This window comes from Streptomyces sp. NPDC058457, assembly GCF_042720695.1.
Classification (GTDB): Bacteria; Actinomycetota; Actinomycetes; order Streptomycetales; family Streptomycetaceae; genus Streptomyces.
On the sequence record NZ_JBHXLU010000121.1, the window covers coordinates 16,026 to 36,291 of the forward strand.

The window sequence follows — 20,266 nt, forward strand, 5'->3', positions numbered from 1 at the left end:
GCGGACACACGACGGCGCATCGCACCGCTCAATCCGAGGCACAGCACTCCGTCCGGCAGAAGCACGACGCCGTGATCGGCACGTCCGCGGTAGCGACCGCCAGCTTCAGCTGCCGGCCCACAATCCGAGCCTCACCCTCCCGGCCAAGCCGCCGGAGGCACTCGTGGAAGCCGTGCAGGGCCCAGACGTTGCCCGGGTGCTGCAACGGCCGGGGCAGGGTGTCGTCCAGGCCGAGGTCGGCGCGGTAGACGGCCTCGGCCTCGGCGATCCGCCCGCGTTCGAGGAGCAGGGCGCCGTAGGCGTGCCGGGTGGGCTGCATCCAGCCCCAGGGTTCGTCGTAGGGGAGGTTGTCGTCCAGGTCGACGGAGCGGCGCAGCTCGGTGAAGGCGGTGTCGAAGTCGCCTCGGCGGTAGGCCAGTTCGCCGTCGAGCATGGCGGAGGCGATCTCCAGGATGTCCGTGCAGGTGTTGTTGAACAGCATGCGGGTCTCCGGGACCGCGGCGACCGCGTCCCGGAAGCGGGCCCGGTCGGTCTCGGCTTCCGGGATCCGGCCCGTGGCCGCGTGGGCGACACCGCGCGCGTAGTGCAGCATCGCGGTGGTCACGCAGTACAGCAGGGGGTCGGCGGGCATTGGCAGGCGCAGGATGTCGTCCCAGCGGCCGAAGCGGACCAGGACGTGCACCCGCATGGCGAGAAAGCCCTCCAGCCAGTCGGCCATCGGCGGGCTCTGCACGCGGAGCAGTTCTTCCGGTACGGCGGCTTCGAGCCGTCCGGCCGTGGCGAGGGCGTCCTGGAGGCGGCCCAGGAACATCGCGCCGTAGATCCCGAAGTGCAGGTTGTGGCATCGGTAGAGGGTGTAGAAGTTCATCGCGCCGGCGCGGGCGTGGTACTTCTCGTCGGCGGCGACGGCCGCGGCGTTGTCGGAGACGACCCGCCGGTAGTCGCCGCAGAGGACTTCCAGGTGCGAGGGCATGTGCTGGAGGTGCCCGGCGTCGGGCACCAGGTCGCGCAGCAGGTCGGCGACCGGCAGGGCGGTCTCGGGCGTGGGCGACATCTCCATCAGGTGGATGTAGAGGTGCAGCAGCCCGGGGTGCCTGGTGCCCGCCTCGGCCCCGAGCGCCCGCTCCAGCACGGCCCGCGCCTCCTCGGTGCGGGCCCCGTCGGCCGGCCGGCCGCTGCGGATGTCCCAGAGCTGCCAGGGGGTGATGTTCATCAGGGCGTCCGCGTGGAGGGTCGCGACGTCGAGGTCGTCGGGCGCCAGTTCGTACACGGTGCGCATGCTGTCGGCGTAGGCGGTGTTCCACACCGAGCAGGCCGCCGCGTCCGGGGCCGCGGCCTGCGGGTAGCGGGCGCGCAGCGCCTCGATCAGGGCGCGTTCGACGGGAGTCGCGTGCGCGGCCTTGGCGTGGGCGCGTTCCACGGCGGCGTGCGTCCGCTCCACCGTGTGCGTCAGGTCCTCCGGGTCGAAGAACTCCCAGGGTTTGTTGTAGTTGGGGCCGAGGGCGTAGGCCACGCCCCAGTCGGCCATGGCGCAGTCCGGATCCGCCGCGCCGGCCGCCTCGAAACAGCGGACGGCCTCCTCGTGGTTGAAGGCGTAGGTCCAGTTCAGCCCCCGGTCGAACCAGGTCTGCGCCTCGGGGGACGACGTCGTCACGCGCCGGCTGTGACTGCCCAGGTCGTAGTAGTCCACGGCGACGAACCTACCGACGCGGACCGGACGGATGATCCCCGTTCATCCGAAGTCATGAGAAGGGCGCGGCGGTTGACGGACACCGCCACGCCGTCCGTGGCTGCCCGTGGCCACGCGTGCCGTCGACTGTCAGGGCGCGACCGCGCGACCGGTCTGCGGGGAGATCCGCCCGGAGCACAGCCCCTTGGCCGCGAGGGTCTGCGCGATGCGCGGGATGGCGGCCAGGGTGTTGGCCGGCCACTCGTGCATGAGGATGATCTGGCCGCCGGTGAGCCGGGAGACGGCCTGCACGATCGCGTCGGTGCTCGCGCCGTTCCAGTCCTGCGAGTCGACGTCCCAGATGATCTCGGTGAGCCCGTACTTGGCCTCGACCGCCCGCACGGTCGCGTTGGTCTCGCCGTAGGGAGGCCGGAACAGGACCGGTGTCCCGCCGCCGGCCGCGGCGATGGCCGACTGGGTTCGGGAGATCTCGGAGTCGATCTGTGCCTGGGTCTCCTGGGTCAGGTGCGGGTGTGTGTAGCTGTGGTTGCCGACCCACATGCCCGCAGTGACCTGGGCCTTTACCTGGGCCGGGTAGGCGGCGGCGTACTGGCCCTCGTTGAACATGGTGGCCCGCAGCCCGTTCGCCCTGAGAACACTGAGCAGGCCCGGGGTGTGGGCGGTGGACGGCCCGTCGTCGAAGGTGAGGCCTACGTAGCCGCTGCAGGTGGCTGCGTGGGCGGGGAGGGCGCCGACGGCGAGGGTGCCGGCGGCGGCCAGCGCGACCGCGGCGGCGGTCGCGATCAGGGGACGTGACGAGTGTTCCGCTACCGCGCGCATCAGGTGACCGTGATGTTGGAGCTGCCGCTGCTCTGGTAGCCCTCGGTCGCGAGGATCTGGTAGTAGCTGAAGCTGCCGAGGGCCATGCCGGCCCTGGCCCAGGCGTCGAAGTGGTTGCCGGTGGTGATGGTGCCGCCGGTCCGCTTGGCCTGGCGGACGCTCCAGTACTGGTTGAAGGTCTTGGTCCCTTCGACGGACGGGGCGTTGTACCGCGTCGTCAGGTAGATGTCGTAGGTGCCGCCGTCGCTGGTGACGCTGCCCTTGTACGTGCCGGTGGGCCGGTAGGTGCCCCAGTTGTCGACGATGTAGTACTCGACGAGCGGGTTCGAGGTCCAGCCGTAGAGGGACAGGTAGCCGTTGCCGGAGGGGCTGAAGCCGCCCGAGTAGGTGACGTTCCGGCGGGCGCCGGTGCTCCAGCCCTTGCCGCAGACGAAGTTGCCGGTGTTGCTCCAGCTGGTGCTGTAGTTGCCGCCGGAGCCGAGGGTCATGGAGACCGTGCCCTGTGCGTCGGTCCAGAACGAGTAGTAGTAGCCGTTGTTGGTGCCGGTCTGGTTCGTGGTGACGACCGTTGCGGCGCGGGCGGTGCCGGGCAGGGCCAGTCCGGCGGCTGCGCCCAGCAGCAGGGCGCCGGCGCTCCTTCGGCTCAGGGCATGGTCGAGCGGGTTCATGGGATGCCTCCTCGTGTGGCCTGTGCGGGTGCGGCCTGGTGGGGAGTTTTGGTCTGCCCATGTCACCTGTCAACAGTTTCGGTGATTATTTCGAAACCTTCGAATTGATCGATCAGTCATCTCCCCAGTTCGAACACTCAATGGGTGAATCCGAGATCGAATCGACCGGAGGGAAGCGGAGATAAGATCCATTTTCTCGACAGGAAAATCCCGAATGTTTCGACACTTGATACGAACGCTTCTGCGGGCGCCGGAACATGCCGCTGGGTGGAGCAATCACCGGTGTTCCGGGCAACGGCCCGGGAGGCTGGGTGTCTTGTCTAGATTCGTATGCCAGGAGTCCCGGGTGAGGCACGACGGTCACAACCCATCACTGCCCGCACCCCCCGCTCCCCCCGCGTGGATGCGCTGGCTTCCCGTCCTGTACGTCGCCGGAGTGCTGCTGCTCGAACCGATCACCCCCGTGGAGTGGCCGGTGAGCTTCGCACTGATCGCGCTGCCCCTGGTGACCGCCTTCGCGCATCCGCCGGTCATCGTCGCCGGCGCCACCGTCTTCGCCATCGGCCTCGAACTTTTACTGGCCGGAACCCCGTGCTGCGCAGGGCGCTCCGTCGGCTACCTCTGGGAACGCCACTATGTGGCCGCGTACGCGTGTACGGCCCTGGTGGGCGCTCTGGGCGCGATCCTGGCGGCACACCGGACCCGCCGGGAACGCACCCTGGCCGACGTCCGGTTCGTGGCCGAGATCGCGCAACGCGTCCTGCTCAGACCGGTCCCGCACCGGATCCGGAACCTGCTGCTGGAGAGCTTCTACCTGTCCGCCGCCGCGGAGGCACGCATCGGCGGCGACCTCTACGAGGCCGTCCCCACCGCGTACGGGGTACGGCTGCTCATCGGTGACGTGCGCGGCAAGGGGCTGCTCGCGGTGGAGACGGCTGCTGCGATGCTGGGCGCGTTCCGCGAGGCCGCGCCCGACGAACCGGACCTGCGTGCCCTGGTGGAGCGGGTGGACATCAGCATGACGCGGCGGGCCGACCGGCTGGGCGGGACCGAGCTCGGCGAGCGCTTCGTCACGGCCGTCTTCGCCGAGGTCCCCGAGGACGAGAGGATCGTCCGCATCGTCAACTGCGGCCACCCTCCGCCGCTGCTCATCCGCCCCGGCGAGGTGCGCGAACTGGACCGGGGGCAGTCGGGGCCACCGCTGAACCTCGGCATGCTCGTCGGGGATCCCTACCGCGTCGAGGTCTACCCCTTCGGACCCGGCGACCAGCTGCTGCTGTACACGGACGGCGTCACGGAGACCCGGGACCCGGCCGGCTCCTTCTACCCCCTGCTCCAGCGGCTGCGTTCATGGGGCCCCATGCCGCCGCCGGAGCTGCTGGAACGACTCCACCAGGACCTGCTGGCCTACAGCCACGACCAGCTGCAGGACGACACGGCCGCCCTCACCGCCTTCCTGCTGCCCGAGGGAGCGGCCGAGGCGGCCGGGGCCGACCAGGACGACGCGGTCACCGGGGAGTCCGGCGAGCCACCGCCGTGAGGCCTGCGGAGGGAGTGGTGACGCAGCTCCCGTACCACCGGTGCCGGGACCTCGACATTGCGCAGGGTGCCGGGTTTCACGAACTCCAGCCGTCGCAGCACGGTCGTACCTCCCGACAAGTCGTTCGCCATCACGCTCCTCATCCAAGATAGCAACGCATATTGACTATCTACTAGACTACGAGCATGGTGATGCTCCCGGAATCCCGGATCCCCGGCGGCCCACGGCCGGCGGGACCGTCATCGATCGGAAGGGAGCTGTCTTGTCCTTCAGTTCCGGCTTCACGCCCCCCGAGCGCTTCACCCGGCGACTGGGGCAACTGGTGGGCATCGAGACGCCGTCGGGTGGGGACCGAGGGCTGAACGACGCCTACGACCTGCTCGAAACCTGGGCGGGCACCGTACTGGGCCGCCCGCGACGGGTCGTCTCCGGCGGGGTGCCGCACCTGTACTGGCGCGGCGCGGATCCCGCCGTGCCGAAGAGCCGCCGGGTCCTGCTGCTCGGGCACGCCGACACGGTGTGGCCGCTCGGCACCCTGGCGGAGATCCCCTTCGCCGTGACGGGAACACGCGCGACCGGCCCCGGGGTCTTCGACATGAAGGCCGGCCTCGTCCTCGCCTTCGAGGCACTCGCGCTGGCGGGGGACGTCTCCCACGTCAGCATGGTGGTGTCCGGTGACGAGGAGCGGGGGTCGACCACCTCACGCGCCCTCGTCGAGGAGGCCGCGGCGGCCTGCGGCGCGGTCCTGGTGCTCGAACCCAGCGAGGGCGGCGCGCTCAAGACCGCGCGCAAGGGCGTCGCGCAGTACCGCCTCGGCGTCAGCGGCCGGGCCGCGCACGCCGGCCTCGAACCGCACAACGGCGTCAACGCGCTGATCGAGCTGGCCCATCAGGTGCTGACGATCAGCGATCTGGCCGACCACGACCGCGGGACCACCGTCACCCCCACGGTGGGCAGCGCCGGCACCACCACCAACACCGTGCCGGAGCAGGCGTTCGTCGACGTCGACGTGCGGGCCTGGGAACACGCGGAACTGGAACGGGTGGAACGGGAACTGCGGGCACTGCGCGCGCGGGAGCCCGGCGCCGAACTCGCCTTCCAGGGCAGCGTCAACCGCGGCCCGCTGGAACGCGGGATGTCCGTCGGCCTGCTGCACTCCGCCCGGGCGGTCGCCGAGCGGCTGGGGCTCGCCCCGGTCACCGAGACCAGTGTGGGCGGCGGCTCGGACGGCAACATCACCGCGAGTCTGGGGGTGCCCACCCTGGACGGCCTGGGCCCGGACGGCGGTGGCGCACATGCCCGCCACGAGTGGGTGGACCTCACCTCCGTCCGGGACCGCGCGGCCCTCGTCGCCGGGCTCCTCGCCGATCGGGCGCCCTGACATCGGGGCCCCGGCTACGCCTCCGTCGCCCTGTCCCGCACCCTGGCCTCCACCGAGTCCAGCAGCATGTCGATCGCATGGTCGAAGATCTTGGGATCGCCGATCGCCGCCAGCGGGGCCGTCAGACCGGCGATCCGCGGGTAGGTGTCCGCCGGAAGGCGGCGGTACTCCAGCTCCCAGGCCAGGGCGTCCCGGTCGCGGGAGTCGGGGTCGAGGGCCTGGAGCCCGGCCTCCATGGCGGACAGCGAGCGGATGACGTTCCCGAAGACCCGGACGAACATCACCGCCTCCTCGTCGTCGAGTCCGGCCCGCTGCAGGCAGTCGAGGGCGAACTCCACGTTGGCGAACTCGGTGGGCCGACGCGTCGTACGTGCCGCCATCTGCCAGGCGAACACGGGATACCGCATGTAGTGCTCGTGGATGTGCCGGGCCTGCGCACGCAGGTCGTCGCGCCAGGAGTCGGTGGCCTTGAGCTGTCCGCCGTAGGAGCGCGCCCGGAGGTCGTCGATGAGCTCCAGGATCAGCTCGTCCTTGTCGCGGAAGTGCCGGTAGAGCGAGGTCGGGTGGGCGTGCAGCTCCTTGGCGAGGGCCTGGAAGGTGAACGCCTCCAGACCGTCCCGGGTGGCGACCTTCTCCGCCGCGTCCAGGATCACCCGCCGGCTCAGCGTGTCCCTCGCCAGCCGCCGCCGGCCCCCGGCCCCGCTCGCCGGGACACCCTTGCCGTCGCCCGCGCGCACACCACTCATGCTCTTCCCTTCCCTCGGCTTCCGGGCCGCCGTCGCGACCCTATCGCCTGCACCAAAACGTTATCCACACACCTAGGCAATGCAAACGCATAGTTACTAGCCTAGCTCCATTGCTAAGTCTTGTGCGGCTCCCTACGATGAGCCCACGGCTTCGCCACGGAAGGTTTCCAGCCATGCCTCAACCGCTCACAGCGACCGTTCAGGGCCGGTTCCCGGCCAGACTCCCCGCGGCCGGCGCGCTCCTCACCGCACTGGCGCTGACCGCCACCGCATGTACCTCCGGGGCTGCCTCCCCCCAGTCGGACTCCGGCACGAACCTGCCGGTCAGGCAGGGTGGCAGCCTGGTCATCGGGGCCGAGCAGGAACCCGACTGCGCCGACTGGATCGACACCTGCGGCGCCTCCATCTGGGGCACGTACATGATGCAGACCGAGACCGTCCCGCAGGTCTTCGACGTCCGCCTCAAGGGCGGGAACTGGACACCGGTCCCCTCGAACCTGATGGCGTCCGAGCCGACCACGAAAGTGGTCGGGAAGCAGCAGGAGATCACCTACCGGCTCAACCCGAAGGCCGTCTGGTCCGACGGAAAGCCGATCACCTCCGCCGACCTGAGGTACACCGCCCTCCAGGTCCGCGACGGCAAGGCGATCTTCGACAAGAGCGGCTACGACCGCATCGCGTCGATCACCACCCCCGACGCCACCACCGCCGTCGTCACCCTCAAGTCCCCTTACGGCAACTGGAAGCAGCTCTTCGGCGCCGGCTACGGGGTGCTGCCCTCCCATCTCCTCCAGGGCAAGGACCGGGACGCCGTCATGAAGGACGGCTACACCTTCAGCGGCGGCCCCTGGAAGATCGCGTCCTGGAAGAAGGGGGTCTCCGTCACCCTCGTCCCCAACGACCGCTACTGGGGCCCCAGACCGCACCTGGACAAGGTCACCTTCCAGTTCGCCTCGGACACCTCGGCGGCGGTCCAGGCCTTCGCCGGCGGGACGTTCGACGCCCTCTACCCCACCCCGCAGCTCACCACGGTCGACCAGATCAAGACCCTGGGCAGCGCGGCCCGCATGCAGGTGCAGGCACAGACCGGCAACCTCCAGGCCCTGTGGCTCAACAACGCCAAATTCCCCTTCGACTCGGCCGCCGTGCGCAAGGCCTTCGCCTACTCGGTCGACCGCGAGGCCATCGTCAAGCGCCTGTTCGGCTCCTACGGCGTGACCAGCCCCGCGCAGAGCTTCCTGTCGCCGCTGGTCTCCCGTTACGCGTCCACGGACTTCTCCGACTACAAGCCCGACGCGGCCAAGGCGGCGCAGCTGATGAAGGCGGACGGGTGGACGAAGAACGGGAGCGGGTACTGGGCGAAGAACGGCAAGGAGGCCGCGTTCACCGTCACCTCCCTCTCCGGCAACCAGAGCCGCGAGCTGACCGAACAGATACTCCAGGCCCAGCTCGCCAAGGCCGGGTTCCGGGTGACGATCAAGAACTCCACGCCCGCGGACATCTTCGGCAAGCTCGCCCCGGCCGGTGACTTCCAGGTGGGTCTGTGGAACCTCACCGACGCGTTCCCCAACCCGACCCTGTCCGCCACCTTCAGCAGCACGGCCATCCCGAGCGCCGCCAACGGCCAGTCCGGCATCAACTTCATGCGCATCCGCATCCCCGGCCTGGACCCGGTCCTGGAGCGGGTGGACACCGGACTGGACGACACCGCCCGGATCGCGGACTCGCACAAGGCGGAGAAACTCATCGCCGACGACGTCCCCTCGCTCCCGCTGGCCGCTGTCCCGAACATCCTGGTCACCGGCGCACGCGTCGGCGGACCCCTCTCCATCAACCCGGTGGAAGGCCCCTGGTGGAACCTCGAGGAATGGGGCCTGGCGAAGTGACACCGATCCGCTCACCCCACAGGGGCCTGCCATGACCCGATACGTCCTGCGCCGCCTGCTGGCCTCCGTGCCCGTGGTCTGCGTCGCCTCGTTCATCCTGTTCTGGGCGGTGCGGGCGACCTTCGACCCGCTGGCGAAACTGCGCCAGTCGGTCGACCCCACCGCCCTGCACCGGGAGACGGTCCGCCTCGGGCTCGACCGGAGCCTCCCCGAGCAGTACCTGCTGTGGGTCAAGGGCTTCGTGCGGGGCGACTGGGGCATCAGCACCCGGACCGGCGGAGCCGTGCTGCCGATGGTCGGCGACGCCCTCGGCACCACGCTCCAGCTGATCCTGTGGGGCGTCGCCCTCGCCGTCGTCCTGGCGCTGGCGATCGGGCTGTACTCGGCGGCCCGCCAGTACACCGCGGGCGACCACCTCCTGACGGGCCTGTCCTACCTCGGCGTCGCCATGCCGGCGTTCTGGTTCGGCCTGGTCCTCATCCAGGTGCTCGCCGTCTGGCCCAAGCAGCAGTTCGGTCTTTCGGACCCCCCGCTGTACTTCGTCGGACTGCACTCCGTCGGCCACAGCGGACTCGACCTGGACTACCTGCGCCATCTGGTGCTGCCCGTGGCCACGCTCACCGTCGGACTCGTCGCCTCCTGGTCGCGGTTCGGACGGGCCACCCTCCTGGAGGCCCTGTCCAGCGACTACGTCCGCACCGCACGGGCCAAGGGTGTCCCCCGCCGCCGCATCCTGCTGCGGCACGCCCTGCGCAACGCGCTCGCGCCGTTCGTCACCGTCGTCGCCATGGACGCGGCCGCCCTGGTCGGCGGGCTGGTGGTGACCGAGCAGATCTACTCGATCCCCGGCATGGGCAAGCTGTTCCTCGCCTCCCTGGAGACCGGAGACGTCTTCGTCCTGCTGCCCTGGATGTTCGCCGTGGCCGTCGCCGTCATCCTCTTCAACCTGCTGGCCGACCTGTCCTACGCCCTCCTCGACCCCCGGGTGGCCCTGCGATGACCCAGCCCACCGCCCTCCCGGCGCCCCCGCCACCCCCGCCGCCCGGGTCCGGACCGCCCGGCGACCCGCGGACCTCCCGTGTCGTCCTGTCCCGCTTCCTGCGCCACCGGCTCGCGGTCGCCTCGCTGGTCGTGCTGGTCCTGCTGGCGGTCTGCTGCTTCGGCGCCGCCTGGATCGCGCCCTACCCGCGCAACGCGCAGAACCTCCTGGCGGCCTCCCAGCCGCCGTCCGGCACCCACTGGCTGGGCACCGACTCCCTCGGCCGCGACTACCTCAGCGAGATGCTCTACGCAGGGCAGCTCTCCCTGGCGATCGGCCTGGGCGTCGCCCTGCTGGCGACCCTGGTGGGGACGGCGGCCGGCGCGGTGGCCGGGTACCTCGGCGGCTGGCCCGACGAGGTGATCATGCGGGTGGCCGACCTGTTCCTGATCGTGCCCCCGGTCGCGGTCCTCGCAGTGTCCCTGCAGGGCCTCGGTCCCTCCCCTCTGACCATCGTCGTGGTGCTGAGCAGCCTGGGCTGGACCCTGATCGCCCGGGTCGTCCGGTCCCGGGTGATCCAGCTGCGCCACCAGGAGTTCGTGGAGGCGGCCCGGGTCATCGGCGCCTCCGGCCCGCGGATCGTCGTACGGCACCTGCTGCCCAATCTGACGGGCCTGATCGTGGTCAACGTGTCCCTGTCGGTGGCCACGGCGATCATCCTCGAATCCACCGTCAGCTTCCTCGGCTACGGCGTCCAGCCGCCCAAGTCGAGCTGGGGCAACATGCTCACCCAGGCCGCCGGGCTGATCGGCACCTCCCAGTCCTATCTCCTGTACGTCCCCGGCCTGGCGATCCTCGTCACCGTGCTCGCCGTGAACTTCCTCGGCGACGGGCTGAGCGACGCGCTCGACCCCCAAGGCAGGCAGTGATGCACGACGCCGACAAAGAGACCGCCGGGGCGGCCCCGCTGCTGTCCGTCCGCGACCTGAGCGTCACCTACCGCACCGACGCCGGTCCCGTGGCCGCCCTCGACCGGCTCTCCTTCGACCTGCACGCCGGGGAGACCCTGTCCATCGTCGGCGAGTCGGGCTCCGGAAAGAGCGCCGCCTCGCTGGCGGTGATGGGGCTGCTGCCGCGCAACGCCGTGGCCGCGGGCTCGGTGCGGTTGCGCGGGCAGGAACTGCTGAACCTGTCCGACCGGGAGCTGCGCGCCGTACGCGGCCGGCGCATCGCCATGGTCTTCCAGGACGCGCTGGCAGCGCTGAACCCGATGATGACGGTGGGCGCCCAGCTGGCCGAGGCGGTGAGCGTGCACAACCCGTCCGTCTCCCGCGCCGCCCTGCGGGACCGGGCCGTCGAACTGCTCGACCTGGTCGGCATCCCCGACCCCAGGACCCGGACCGGCCAGTACCCGCACGAGCTGTCGGGCGGCATGCGCCAGCGCGTGATGATCGCCACCGGTATCGCCAACGAACCGGACGTCCTCATCGCCGACGAGCCGACGACCGCTCTGGACGTGACCGTCCAGGCCCAGGTCCTCGACGTCCTGGCGCGCGTCCAGGACCGTACGAAGTCCGCGATCCTGCTGATCACCCACGACCTGGGCGTGGTGGCCGGCCTCGCCGACCGGGTCCTGGTCCTGTACTGCGGGCGGAAGATGGAGGAGGCCCCGGTGGAGCCCCTCTTCTACGAACCGGCCCACCCCTACACGCGTGGCCTGCTCGCCGCGCTGCCGAGGATCGACCGCAGCACCCGGCGGCTCGCGCAGATCGCCGGGCAGCCGCCCTCCCCCGCAGAACGGCCCCCGGGCTGCCCCTTCCAGAACCGCTGCCCGCACGCCGACGAACGGTGCGCCGAGGACCCCCGGCCGGTCGCGGTCGGCGCAGACCACACCGCGGCCTGTGTGCGGGCGCACGAGATCGCGAGCGTGACGCCATGACAGCACCGGCACTGACCGTCGAGGGGCGGCCGGCACTGACCGTCGAGGGGCTGGTGGCCGAGTACACCACCGGTCGGCGGGGCCGGCGCGCGCAGACCGTGCGGGCCGTCTCCGGGGTGGATCTGGTCATCCCGCGCGGCACGACCCTGGGCCTGGTCGGGGAGACCGGCTGCGGCAAGAGCACCCTGGGGCGCTGCCTGGTCCGGCTGACCGACCCGGCAGCCGGCCGGATCATGCTGTTCGACACGGACGTGACGGCGGCCGGGCGACGGGAGCTGGCGGCCGTACGCCGTCGTATCCAGTTCGTGTTCCAGGACCCGTACGCCTCCCTCAACCCGCGGCTCACCGTGCACGCGGCGCTCGCCGAGCCGCTGCGCATCCACGGTCTGCACCGGGGCCGGGAGAACGAACGGGTGCGGGAACTCCTTGAGCTGGTCGGCCTGGACCCCGCCCACGCCCACCGCCATCCGCACCAGTTCTCGGGCGGCCAGCGACAGCGCATCGGCATCGCCCGCGCGCTCGCCGTCGAACCGGAGGTGCTGGTCCTCGACGAACCGGTCAGCGCGCTGGACGTCAGTGTGCAGGCCGGGGTGATCAACCTGCTGGAGGACCTCCAGCAGGAGCTGGGCCTCACCTATCTGTTCGTCGCCCACGACCTGTCGGTGGTCCGGCAGATCAGCGACCGGGTCGCGGTCATGTACCTCGGGCGGATCGTCGAACAGGGGCCCGTGGACACGCTGTTCACCCAGCCGCGCCATCCCTACACCCAGGCCCTGCTGTCGGCCGTGCCCATCCCCGACCCGCGCGTCCAGCGGGCGCGCCGGCGGATCGTCCTGGACGGCGATCTGCCCAGCCCGCTGGCCCCGCCGTCCGGCTGCAGGTTCCGCACCCGCTGCTGGAAGGCGCGGGACGTGTGCGCCGAGACCGCGCCCGCCCTCGCCGAGCAGGGCGGAGGGCACGGAGGGCCTCATGGACCTGAAGGGTCTGGAGGGCACCTCGCCGCCTGCCATTTTCCCGATGCCCCGCCCCCGGCGCCCCAGGGCGAACCCAAGGAGGTCACCACACCATGACGACGAACTGGCAGCGGTTCTTCACCGCCGAACGCCCCCTCGCGGTCCGGCGCGGGCGCGGCCCGGGCGACCGGTCCCTGATCGTCGTGGAGAGCGAGGACGGTCCCCGGCTGTCGCTGTGGGACGCCGGGCGCGACACGGTCCGGCCGCTGAGTGAGGTGACCTCGGGCGACCTCGCGCAGGCGGTGCTGTCCTCCGACGGCGAGCAGATTCTGGCTCTGCACGACGACAACGGCGACGAGGTCGGCCATGTGCACGCGACAGACCTGGACGGCGGCGGCAGCCGCGACCTCACACCGGACCTGCCGCTCTACACCCTGCGCGGCATCGACGTGGCGGGGCGGGCGGACCGGGCCGTGATCACCTGTGCGGCGGAGGACGGCTTCAGCCTGTGGCTGCTGCGAACGGACGGTTCAGCGGGCCCCGAGCCGCTGTTCCGGTCGCCGCACGAGGCATGGAACGGCCTGGTGTCGGCCGACGGCACCCGTGCCTGTGTCGACACCACCGACCACAATCCGGGCGTCCGCAGATTCGCGGTCACCGTCGTCGACACCGCCACCGGCAAGGTGCTCGACTGCCTGAGCGACGGTCCCGAGGCGCCCGTGCGCGGTGTGCGGTTCTCCCCCGTCCCGGGCGACGACCGGGTGCTGGTGTCCACCGAGCGCTCCGGGTTCGCCCGTCCCAGCGTCTGGCATCCCACCCGCGGCACCCGCATCGACATCGAGGCACCGCACGTACGGGGTGACCTGGTCGCGCTGGACTGGTCCGAGGACGCCACCCGGATCCTGGCCGTGCACGTGGACGGCGGGATCCACCGGGTGATGGAGGCCGACCTGGAGTCGGGCGCGCTCCGGCTGCTCGACCAACCGCCGGGCGCGTACTTCGAGCCGGACGTGGCGGACGCGCACTGCCACCAGTGGGCCTCGCACTACGGTCCCGGACGCACCCTGCGCCTTCTCCACCAGCGCTTCGACTCCCCCCTGCGCGTGCTGCACGCCGACGGCCCGGACTCCGCGCCCGTCCCCAGGCTCTTCCCGCAGCTCGACCTGGGCGGCGTGCGGTGCACGTCGACCATGGTCCGCTCGGCGGACGGCACGCACGCCCAGCTGTGGTGGGCCCGGCCGCGCGGCGCCAAGGGCCCCGTCCCCCTGGTCCTGCATCTGCACGGCGGCCCCAACCTGGTGACGGTCGACCGTTACGACCCCGCCGCCCAGGCCTGGCTGGACAACGGCGTGGCCTTCGCCTCGCTGAACTACCGGGGTTCGGTCACCTTCGGGCGGCGCTTCCGCGAGGGGTTCATGCCGGCGATCGGCGACCGGGAGCTGGAGGACATCGAGGCGGCGGTGCGATGGCTGGTCGCCGAGGGCGTGGCCGATCCGGACAAGGTGTTCGTCACGGGCGCCTCGTACGGCGGTTTCCTGTCGCTGCTGTCCGTGGGACGACTGCCCGGACTGTTCGCCGGCGCGCTGGCGCACGTGCCGATGGCGGACTGGCTGACGGGGTACGAGGACATGAACCCGGCACTGCGCGCGGCCTGGTCGTCCTTCTTCCGCGCGAAGCCGGATGACGACCTGGAACGCTTCGTGCGGGCGTCGCCCATCACCTACGTGGCCGATGTCGTCGCGCCGGTCTGGATCAACCAGGGCACGCACGACACCCGTACCGCGCCCAGGCAGGTACGCCGGTACGAGGAAGCGCTGCGCGCGGCGGGCGGGGACGTGGCCGTCGACTGGTACAGCGGCGGTCACGAGACGACCGGGCGGGCCAAGGCGCTGGGCGAGCAGTCCAGGATGCTCGCCCTGGTCCATGCAGCCCTGCGCCAACGCCCTTGGAGTCAGGGCCTGTTGTGAGCCGCGAGGAGGGACCGGAGATGGTGGGGGTCTCCGCCGCGCCGGAGGGACCGGAGGTGGTCGGGGGTCTCCGCCGCGACCGAGGTCGGCGTCGGCGTGCGGGCAGGCGTGCCGGGTCGGCACGATGTCCGGGACCGCCGGCGCGGAGACCGCCCACGGATGGTCGAGCGCCAGCCGGTGGGCGGCCCGCCCGCCCCGGTCGTGCCCGGCCACCGCTCCCGCAGCGAACCGGCTGCCCGCTTCCGGGAGGGACCCTGATCCGTGATCAGAGGAAGCTGACGCCCTGGGCCAGAGTGAGTTCGCCGGAGTAGTTGATCGTGTTGGTGGCGGAGCGCATGTACGCCTTCCAGGCGTCGGAGCCGGACTCGCGGCCGCCGCCGGTGTCCTTCTCGCCGCCGAAGGCGCCGCCGATCTCGGCTCCCGAGGTGCCGATGTTGACGTTGGCGATGCCGCAGTCGGAGCCGGCGGCGGACAGGAAGACCTCGGCCTCCCGCTGGTCGCGGGTGAAGATGCTGGACGACAGGCCCTGCGGGACGTCGTTGTGGAGTGCGATCGCCTCGTCGAGGGTGTCGTAGCCGAGGACGTACAGGATCGGTGCGAAGGTCTCCTCCCGTACGACGTCGGTCTGTTCGCCGACGCGGACCAGGGCGGGCTCGGTGTAGGCCGCCGCGGGTGCCGACTCGGCCAGGCGGCGGTGGCCGCCGGCGAGGAGTTTGCCGCCGTCGGCCTGGACACGGGTGAGTGCATCGTGCATGCGGTCCAGTGCGGCGGTGGTGATGAGCGGGCCGACCAGTGTCGTGGCGTCGAACGGGTTGCCGACGGGGAGCTTTCCGTAGACGGCGGTCAGGCGCTCGACGAGGGTGTCGGCGATGTCGCGGTGGACGATGAGCCGGCGGAGTGTGGTGCAGCGCTGGCCGGCCGTGCCGGCCGCGGCGAAGACGATGCCCTGGACGGCGAGGTCGAGGTCGGCGGAGGGGGCGACGATCGCGGCGTTGTTGCCGCCGAGCTCCAGCAGGCTGCGGCCGAAGCGGGCGGCGACGCGGGGACCGACCTCGCGGCCCATGCGGGTGGAGCCGGTGGCGCTGACCAGGGCCACCCGGGGGTCGTCGACGAGCTGCTCGCCGACGGCGCGGTCACCGAGCAGCAGACGGTGTACGTCGCGCGGGGCGCCGGTCTCCTCGGCGGCCCGGGCGAGCAGGTGGTGGCAGGCCAGGGCGGTCAGCGGGGTGAGTTCCGAGGGCTTCCAGACCACGGTGTCGCCGCAGACCAGGGCGATGGCGGTGTTCCAGGACCAGACGGCGACGGGGAAGTTGAAGGCGGAGACGACGCCGACCACGCCGAGCGGGTGCCAGGTCTCGGCCAGGCGGTGGCCGGGGCGTTCGGAGGCGATCGTACGGCCGTACAGCTGGCGGGACAGGCCGACCGCGAAGTCGCAGATGTCGATCATCTCCTGGACCTCGCCGAGCGCCTCGGAGCGGATCTTGCCCGCCTCGACGGTGACCAGGTCGGCCAGGTCGCTCTTGTGCTCGCGCAGCAGCTCCCCGAGGCGGCGCACGAGGTCACCGCGGCGCGGTGCGGGGGTGGTGCGCCAGGTCAGGAAGGTGGCGCGGGCGGCGGTGAGGGCTTCCTCGACGTCGGTTGCGGTGGCCGCCCGCAGGCCGAAGAGGTGCTCGCCGGTGATGGGGGTGCGGGCCGGGAGGTCCTCGCCCTCGGCCACCTCCGCGCCGATGTTCCGCAGGCAGACCCGGACGCGGGCGCGCAGCTCGTCCGTGGTGGGCAGCGCGGTGCTGGTCATCCTGGTCCTCCAGGGGGTGAGGGGTCAGCGGACGGAGTCGGTGAGGCCGAGGGCCCGGGCGACCTGGGCGAGGGAGCGGTTCTGCTGCTGCTCGTAGAGGGCAAAGGGGTCGAGGACCTCGCGGCCGAGGGCGCCGGAGAGCCAGTCGGCGTCGTAGGCGGTGCCCTGCCGGTCGTTGTCGCGGGTGCCCTCGCCGCTGAGGTTGGACTGGAAGATGCCGGCGGCGGAGCGGGGCAGGAAGTCCTCGTACACGACGGGTTCGGCGTGCACCCAGCCCTGCCGCACCAGTTCGGCGACACCGGTGGGCGGTGTGCGGCCGTCGCGCGGCCGGTGGTCGGCGAGCCGGTAGGTGAAGTACGCCAGTCCCCGGGCCGCCAGCTCCTCCTCGCTGCCGGGCAGATGCCGCTCCCAGACGGCGCGCGCGATGTCGTCGCGGGCCGCCTCGGGGTGCCGGGCCGCCTGCTCGTCGACGCGGCCGAGGAGTTCGTCGTACAGGGCACGCCCCGCCCGGGTGAGGGCGATGCCGCGGGCCTCGACCTCGCCGAAGCGCACCCGCAGGGCGCCGGTGACGACGCTACCGTCCTCGGTGCGCATCGCGCGGGGCTCGGCCAGGGCGCGGAAGGAGGTCTGGCGCAGCAGGACGTCGGGGCCCTTCCAGGCCGGCGGGCCCTGGATGGTGTCGATCATCTCGATGCCGCGGACGGTCATCCGGCGGTACAGCTCGTCGATGTCCAGGACGCGCGGCGTGAGGTGGTTGATGTGGGTGCTGCGGACGCCGCCGATGTCGGCGGCGACGGCGGAGACCCGCTCCAGGGTCCGGTACCAGGCCCGGTCCACCGGTTCGGCCGACAACTCGAAGGCCTGTACGGCCAGTCGGAGGAAGCGTTCGGCGTCCTCGGCCGGCAGTTCGCGGTCGGCAGCGGCGCGGTCGGCCAGCGCGAGCAGTTCCGGAGGGAAGAGCTCGCGGGCGGTGAGGAAGGTCTCCAGGCGGGCGCGCAGGCCGTCGTCGAAGAAGCGGGGGTCGGCCGGGGTGAGCAGGGAGGTGAACACCCGGAAGGGGTTGCGGGCGAGTTCCCCGCCGTCGACCGGCCGGAAGGCGGTGGAGACGACGGGGACGGCGCTGGCCGCGGCCTCCCGCAGGTCGTAGAAGCCGACCGGGTGCATGCCGAGGGCGCCGAAGACGCGGGCGACCTGGTGCAGTTCGCGCGGTGTGCCGACGCGGATGGCGCCGTGCCGCTCGGCGGTGACCCTGCCGATGGAGCCGAGACGTTCGGCGTCGGCTCCGCGGGCCCGCAGGACGTCCTCGTTGACCTCTCGGGAGACGTCCACCAGCGTCGTGTAGGCGGGCACCTCCCGCCCGTACATCTCCGACAGCCGCACCGCGAACGCGGCCCGCAGCTGCCACTGACCGATCATTGACATGGTTCGGCCCTTTCGGGGACGGGCGACGGTGCCGCGATCACGTCTTCGATGGTCGCCGACCGGACCGCCGTCGTACAGATGACAGGGCCGCCGGCGGGCGCCGGGAAAGGCTCAAATACGCGCGGCGCGGAAAACCCAGTGGACCGATCTTCACAGGTGATCCCTAACATATGGCGTCAAGACAACCATGCGACCGGCTCGTTGGACGCGCGCCGGTCGGGGTCGCCGATGCCAGGGTCCGCTCCCCGGGCTGCGGTGATCTTCCTACCCAGGAGGACCTTCCGCATGTTCCGACGAATTGGCACTGCCGTCGTCCGACATCCAGTCTGGACGATCGTGGCATGGCTGATCGCGGCGGTGGCGATCGTCGCCACCGCCCCGAGCCTGCCCTCGAACAGCGACGAGAGCAGCTTCCTGCCCAAGAGTTACGAGTCCATCAAAGCGGCCGATCTGCAGGCGAAGGCGTTCCCCAGCGCCTTCACCCCGTCCGCGATCGCGCTGTACGAGCGCGCCGACGGCGGCAAGCTCACCGCCGAGGACAAGAAGGACGTCTCCCGGTTCGCCACCGAACTGGGCGGCAAGCACATCGACCAGGTCCAGAAGGTCGTCCCCGGCCAGCCGTCGAAGGACGGCAGGTACGACCTGATCCTGGTGCAGATGGACAGCAAGAACGCCGGCCAGCCCGTGCAGGCGGACGCGGCCAAGGTGTTGCGGGACGACGTCAGGCAACTGGCCAAGGGCACGAACCTGGAGGTCAGGCTGGGTGGTTCGGCCGCGCAGGCCCTCGACCAGCAGGACTCGTCCAAGCGCGGTGAGGCGCTGATCGGCATCGGCACGTTCGTGATCATCCTGGTGACGCTGCTGATCATCTTCCGGGCGCCGATCCTGGCGTTCCTGCCGCTGATCGTGATCGGCGTGGTGTCCGCGATCGCCAACGGGCTCATCGCCTACGCCACCAAGCTCTTCGGCCTCCAGGCCAACAGTTCCGTGTCGTCGATTCTGATCGTCGTGCTGTTCGGCGTGGGCACGGACTACTTCCTGTTCCTGATGTTCCGGTACCGCGAACGCCTGCGCGCGGGTGACGAACCCAAGGAGGCCATGGTCAACGCGGTCGCCCGGGTCGGCGAGGCCATCGCCTCGGCGGCCGGCGCGGTCATCATCGCCTTCCTCGCGCTGGTGCTGTCCACGCTGGGCTTCCTGAAGCAGATGGGCCCGGCGCTGGCCATCGCGGTCTCCGTCACCCTGGTCGCGGGCCTGACCCTGATCCCGGCCGTCGTGTCGCTGATCGGCCCGAAGGTGTTCTGGCCCTCGAAGTCCTGGCAGCAGGAACCGGCCAACGCCCGTTTCGCGGCCCTGGGCCGTGGTGTGCAGCGCCGCCCGGGGCTGACGGCCGCGGTCTCCGGTCTCGTGCTGGTGGTCCTGTCACTGGGCACTCTGGGCTTCCACGCCACGTTCGACCTGGCGTCGGGCTCGATGCCCAAGACCAAGGAGTCCATGGTCGTCCAGGACCGGATGCAGAACGCGTACTCGGCCGGTGCCGCCGCGCCCACCGACGTCTACCTCTCCAGCAGCGACGGCAAGGCGCTGGACACGTCCTCCTTCGACACGTACGCGTCGAAGCTCGGGGCCGTGGACGGTGTGGCGAGCGCCCGGATGGCCCAGGTGAACAAGGCCGGGACCACGGCGGACTTCACCGTCACCCTCAAGTACGAGGCGTCCACGGACAAGGCCATAGACGCCGTGGGCCGGGTGCGTGACGTCGCGCACGCGGACGCGCCCGAGGGAACCGAGGCGCTCGTCGGCGGCATGTCCTCGATCTACAAGGACATCGACGCCGCGGTCAACCACGACTACCGGACGGTGTTCCCCGTGGCCGCCCTGCTGATCATGGTGATCCTGGGGCTGCTGCTGCGCAGTGTGGTCGCGCCCTGGTACCTGATCGCCTCGGTCGGGCTCGGCTTCGGGGCCACGCTCGGCACCACGGTCTGGATCTTCCAGGAGGCGCAGAACAAGCCCGGTCTGATGTTCATGCTGCCGGTGATCATGTATCTCTTCGTGGTCGCCATCGGCACGGACTACAACATCCTCATGATCGCCCGGCTCCGCGAGGAGGCCCGGGAGGGCCGGGATCCGCGCGAGGCGGCCGGCATGGCGCTTCGCCAGTCCGGTCCCACGGTGGCCGCAGCGGGCTTCATCCTGGCGGCGACCTTCGCCACGATGATGCTGGCGGGGAACTCGCTGCTCACGGAGATGGGCTTCGCGGTCTCCTTCGGCATCGCGGTGGCCGCCTTCGTCATGGCGATGTTCTTCACCCCGAGCCTCACGGCGCTGATCGGCCACGCCGCCTGGTGGCCGGGCCACGCCGACCGAGCGGATCCGCCCGCGGGCACGGGGCCCGGGGATGCCGCGCCGGTGGCCGGGGAGGACCGGAACGCTCCGGTGGGCCGTACCAGCTAGCGGCCGCACAGAGAACGACCGAGG

Annotated in this window: 14 protein-coding genes and 1 pseudogene; 9 read left to right on the forward strand and 6 right to left on the reverse strand. The window is 71.2% G+C overall.

The genetic code is table 11. From position 1 onward, the window contains the following. Window positions 1-28: 28 nt before the first annotated feature. From ACFWPS_RS48870 to ACFWPS_RS48880, 3 genes and pseudogenes are all read right to left on the reverse strand, one after another. Complete coding sequence (locus tag ACFWPS_RS48870; protein WP_383719500.1) at window positions 29-1,690, reverse strand: tetratricopeptide repeat protein; 1,662 nt, start codon at window positions 1,688-1,690, stop codon at window positions 29-31. A gap of 132 nt (window positions 1,691-1,822) precedes the next feature. After that, window positions 1,823-2,509 (reverse strand): annotated as a pseudogene (locus ACFWPS_RS48875) (polysaccharide deacetylase family protein); the annotation flags it as partial. After that, window positions 2,509-3,177, reverse strand: a complete 669-nt coding sequence (locus ACFWPS_RS48880; RefSeq protein WP_383719502.1) for a glycoside hydrolase family 11 protein — start codon at window positions 3,175-3,177, stop codon at window positions 2,509-2,511. The gene ACFWPS_RS48880 and the pseudogene ACFWPS_RS48875, both read right to left, overlap by 1 nt. Before the next feature lie 403 nt (window positions 3,178-3,580). Here ACFWPS_RS48880 and ACFWPS_RS48885 point away from each other — a divergent pair, with 403 nt between their 5' ends. Then, window positions 3,581-4,717, forward strand: a complete 1,137-nt coding sequence (locus ACFWPS_RS48885) for a PP2C family protein-serine/threonine phosphatase (protein ID WP_383719505.1) — start codon at window positions 3,581-3,583, stop codon at window positions 4,715-4,717. 262 nt (window positions 4,718-4,979) lie between these two features. Next, window positions 4,980-6,098 (forward strand): M20/M25/M40 family metallo-hydrolase, encoded by a 1,119-nt coding sequence (locus tag ACFWPS_RS48890; RefSeq protein WP_383719508.1) that lies wholly within the window; start codon window positions 4,980-4,982, stop codon window positions 6,096-6,098. 14 nt (window positions 6,099-6,112) lie between these two features. Here the strand turns inward: ACFWPS_RS48890 and ACFWPS_RS48895 are convergent, their stop codons facing one another. Continuing rightward, on the reverse strand, window positions 6,113-6,844 hold the full coding sequence (locus ACFWPS_RS48895) for a TetR/AcrR family transcriptional regulator (RefSeq protein ID WP_383719511.1): 732 nt from the start codon (window positions 6,842-6,844) through the stop codon (window positions 6,113-6,115). 173 nt (window positions 6,845-7,017) lie between these two features. Here ACFWPS_RS48895 and ACFWPS_RS48900 point away from each other — a divergent pair, with 173 nt between their 5' ends. The 6 genes from ACFWPS_RS48900 to ACFWPS_RS48925 are packed head-to-tail and all read left to right on the forward strand — an operon-like array spanning window position 7,018 to window position 14,568. After that, a complete protein-coding gene (locus tag ACFWPS_RS48900) occupies window positions 7,018-8,730 on the forward strand; it encodes an ABC transporter substrate-binding protein (RefSeq protein WP_383719514.1) in 1,713 nt (570 codons plus the stop codon). A gap of 31 nt (window positions 8,731-8,761) precedes the next feature. Next, window positions 8,762-9,730, forward strand: a complete 969-nt coding sequence (locus tag ACFWPS_RS48905; protein WP_383719516.1) for an ABC transporter permease — start codon at window positions 8,762-8,764, stop codon at window positions 9,728-9,730. Beyond that, the gene (locus ACFWPS_RS48910; RefSeq protein ID WP_383719518.1) at window positions 9,727-10,638 is read left to right on the forward strand and encodes an ABC transporter permease; all 912 of its coding nucleotides are present in this window, start codon (window positions 9,727-9,729) and stop codon (window positions 10,636-10,638) included. The genes ACFWPS_RS48905 and ACFWPS_RS48910 overlap by 4 nt, the downstream gene beginning before the upstream one ends. After that, window positions 10,638-11,648 carry an ABC transporter ATP-binding protein gene (locus ACFWPS_RS48915; protein WP_383719521.1) on the forward strand — a complete coding sequence of 337 codons (1,011 nt, stop codon included), beginning with the start codon at window positions 10,638-10,640 and terminating at the stop codon, window positions 11,646-11,648. The genes ACFWPS_RS48910 and ACFWPS_RS48915 overlap by 1 nt, the downstream gene beginning before the upstream one ends. Beyond that, window positions 11,645-12,718, forward strand: coding sequence for an ABC transporter ATP-binding protein (locus tag ACFWPS_RS48920; RefSeq protein WP_383719524.1), 1,074 nt, complete (start codon window positions 11,645-11,647; stop codon window positions 12,716-12,718). Before ACFWPS_RS48915 ends, ACFWPS_RS48920 begins: the two co-directional genes overlap by 4 nt. After that, window positions 12,715-14,568, forward strand: a complete 1,854-nt coding sequence (locus ACFWPS_RS48925) for a prolyl oligopeptidase family serine peptidase (RefSeq protein WP_383719527.1) — start codon at window positions 12,715-12,717, stop codon at window positions 14,566-14,568. The genes ACFWPS_RS48920 and ACFWPS_RS48925 overlap by 4 nt, the downstream gene beginning before the upstream one ends. Before the next feature lie 265 nt (window positions 14,569-14,833). Here the strand turns inward: ACFWPS_RS48925 and ACFWPS_RS48930 are convergent, their stop codons facing one another. Then, on the reverse strand, window positions 14,834-16,363 hold the full coding sequence (locus ACFWPS_RS48930) for an aldehyde dehydrogenase family protein (protein ID WP_383719530.1): 1,530 nt from the start codon (window positions 16,361-16,363) through the stop codon (window positions 14,834-14,836). Window positions 16,364-16,387: 24 nt separating this feature from the next. Beyond that, window positions 16,388-17,779, reverse strand: coding sequence for a 2-oxoadipate dioxygenase/decarboxylase family protein (locus ACFWPS_RS48935; RefSeq protein ID WP_383719536.1), 1,392 nt, complete (start codon window positions 17,777-17,779; stop codon window positions 16,388-16,390). A 291-nt stretch (window positions 17,780-18,070) separates the two neighbouring features. On the opposite strand from ACFWPS_RS48935, the gene ACFWPS_RS48940 reads away from it, so the two are divergent. Continuing rightward, complete coding sequence (locus ACFWPS_RS48940; RefSeq protein ID WP_383719533.1) at window positions 18,071-20,242, forward strand: MMPL family transporter; 2,172 nt, start codon at window positions 18,071-18,073, stop codon at window positions 20,240-20,242. Window positions 20,243-20,266: the final 24 nt, after the last annotated feature.

What these genes read in the sequence shown, in the direction of transcription:
- ACFWPS_RS48880 (WP_383719502.1), bottom strand. Translation starts at nt 3,177, where the DNA reads ATGAACCCGCTCGACCATGCCCTGAGCCGAAGGAGCGCCGGCGCCCTG.
- ACFWPS_RS48885 (WP_383719505.1), top strand. Translation starts at nt 3,581, where the DNA reads ATGCGCTGGCTTCCCGTCCTGTACGTCGCCGGAGTGCTGCTGCTCGAA.
- ACFWPS_RS48895 (WP_383719511.1), bottom strand. Translation starts at nt 6,844, where the DNA reads ATGAGTGGTGTGCGCGCGGGCGACGGCAAGGGTGTCCCGGCGAGCGGG.
- ACFWPS_RS48900 (WP_383719514.1), top strand. Translation starts at nt 7,018, where the DNA reads ATGCCTCAACCGCTCACAGCGACCGTTCAGGGCCGGTTCCCGGCCAGA.
- ACFWPS_RS48905 (WP_383719516.1), top strand. Translation starts at nt 8,762, where the DNA reads ATGACCCGATACGTCCTGCGCCGCCTGCTGGCCTCCGTGCCCGTGGTC.
- ACFWPS_RS48910 (WP_383719518.1), top strand. Translation starts at nt 9,727, where the DNA reads ATGACCCAGCCCACCGCCCTCCCGGCGCCCCCGCCACCCCCGCCGCCC.
- ACFWPS_RS48915 (WP_383719521.1), top strand. Translation starts at nt 10,638, where the DNA reads ATGCACGACGCCGACAAAGAGACCGCCGGGGCGGCCCCGCTGCTGTCC.
- ACFWPS_RS48920 (WP_383719524.1), top strand. Translation starts at nt 11,645, where the DNA reads ATGACAGCACCGGCACTGACCGTCGAGGGGCGGCCGGCACTGACCGTC.
- ACFWPS_RS48925 (WP_383719527.1), top strand. Translation starts at nt 12,715, where the DNA reads ATGACGACGAACTGGCAGCGGTTCTTCACCGCCGAACGCCCCCTCGCG.
- ACFWPS_RS48930 (WP_383719530.1), bottom strand. Translation starts at nt 16,363, where the DNA reads ATGACCAGCACCGCGCTGCCCACCACGGACGAGCTGCGCGCCCGCGTC.
- ACFWPS_RS48935 (WP_383719536.1), bottom strand. Translation starts at nt 17,779, where the DNA reads ATGATCGGTCAGTGGCAGCTGCGGGCCGCGTTCGCGGTGCGGCTGTCG.
- ACFWPS_RS48940 (WP_383719533.1), top strand. Translation starts at nt 18,071, where the DNA reads ATGTTCCGACGAATTGGCACTGCCGTCGTCCGACATCCAGTCTGGACG.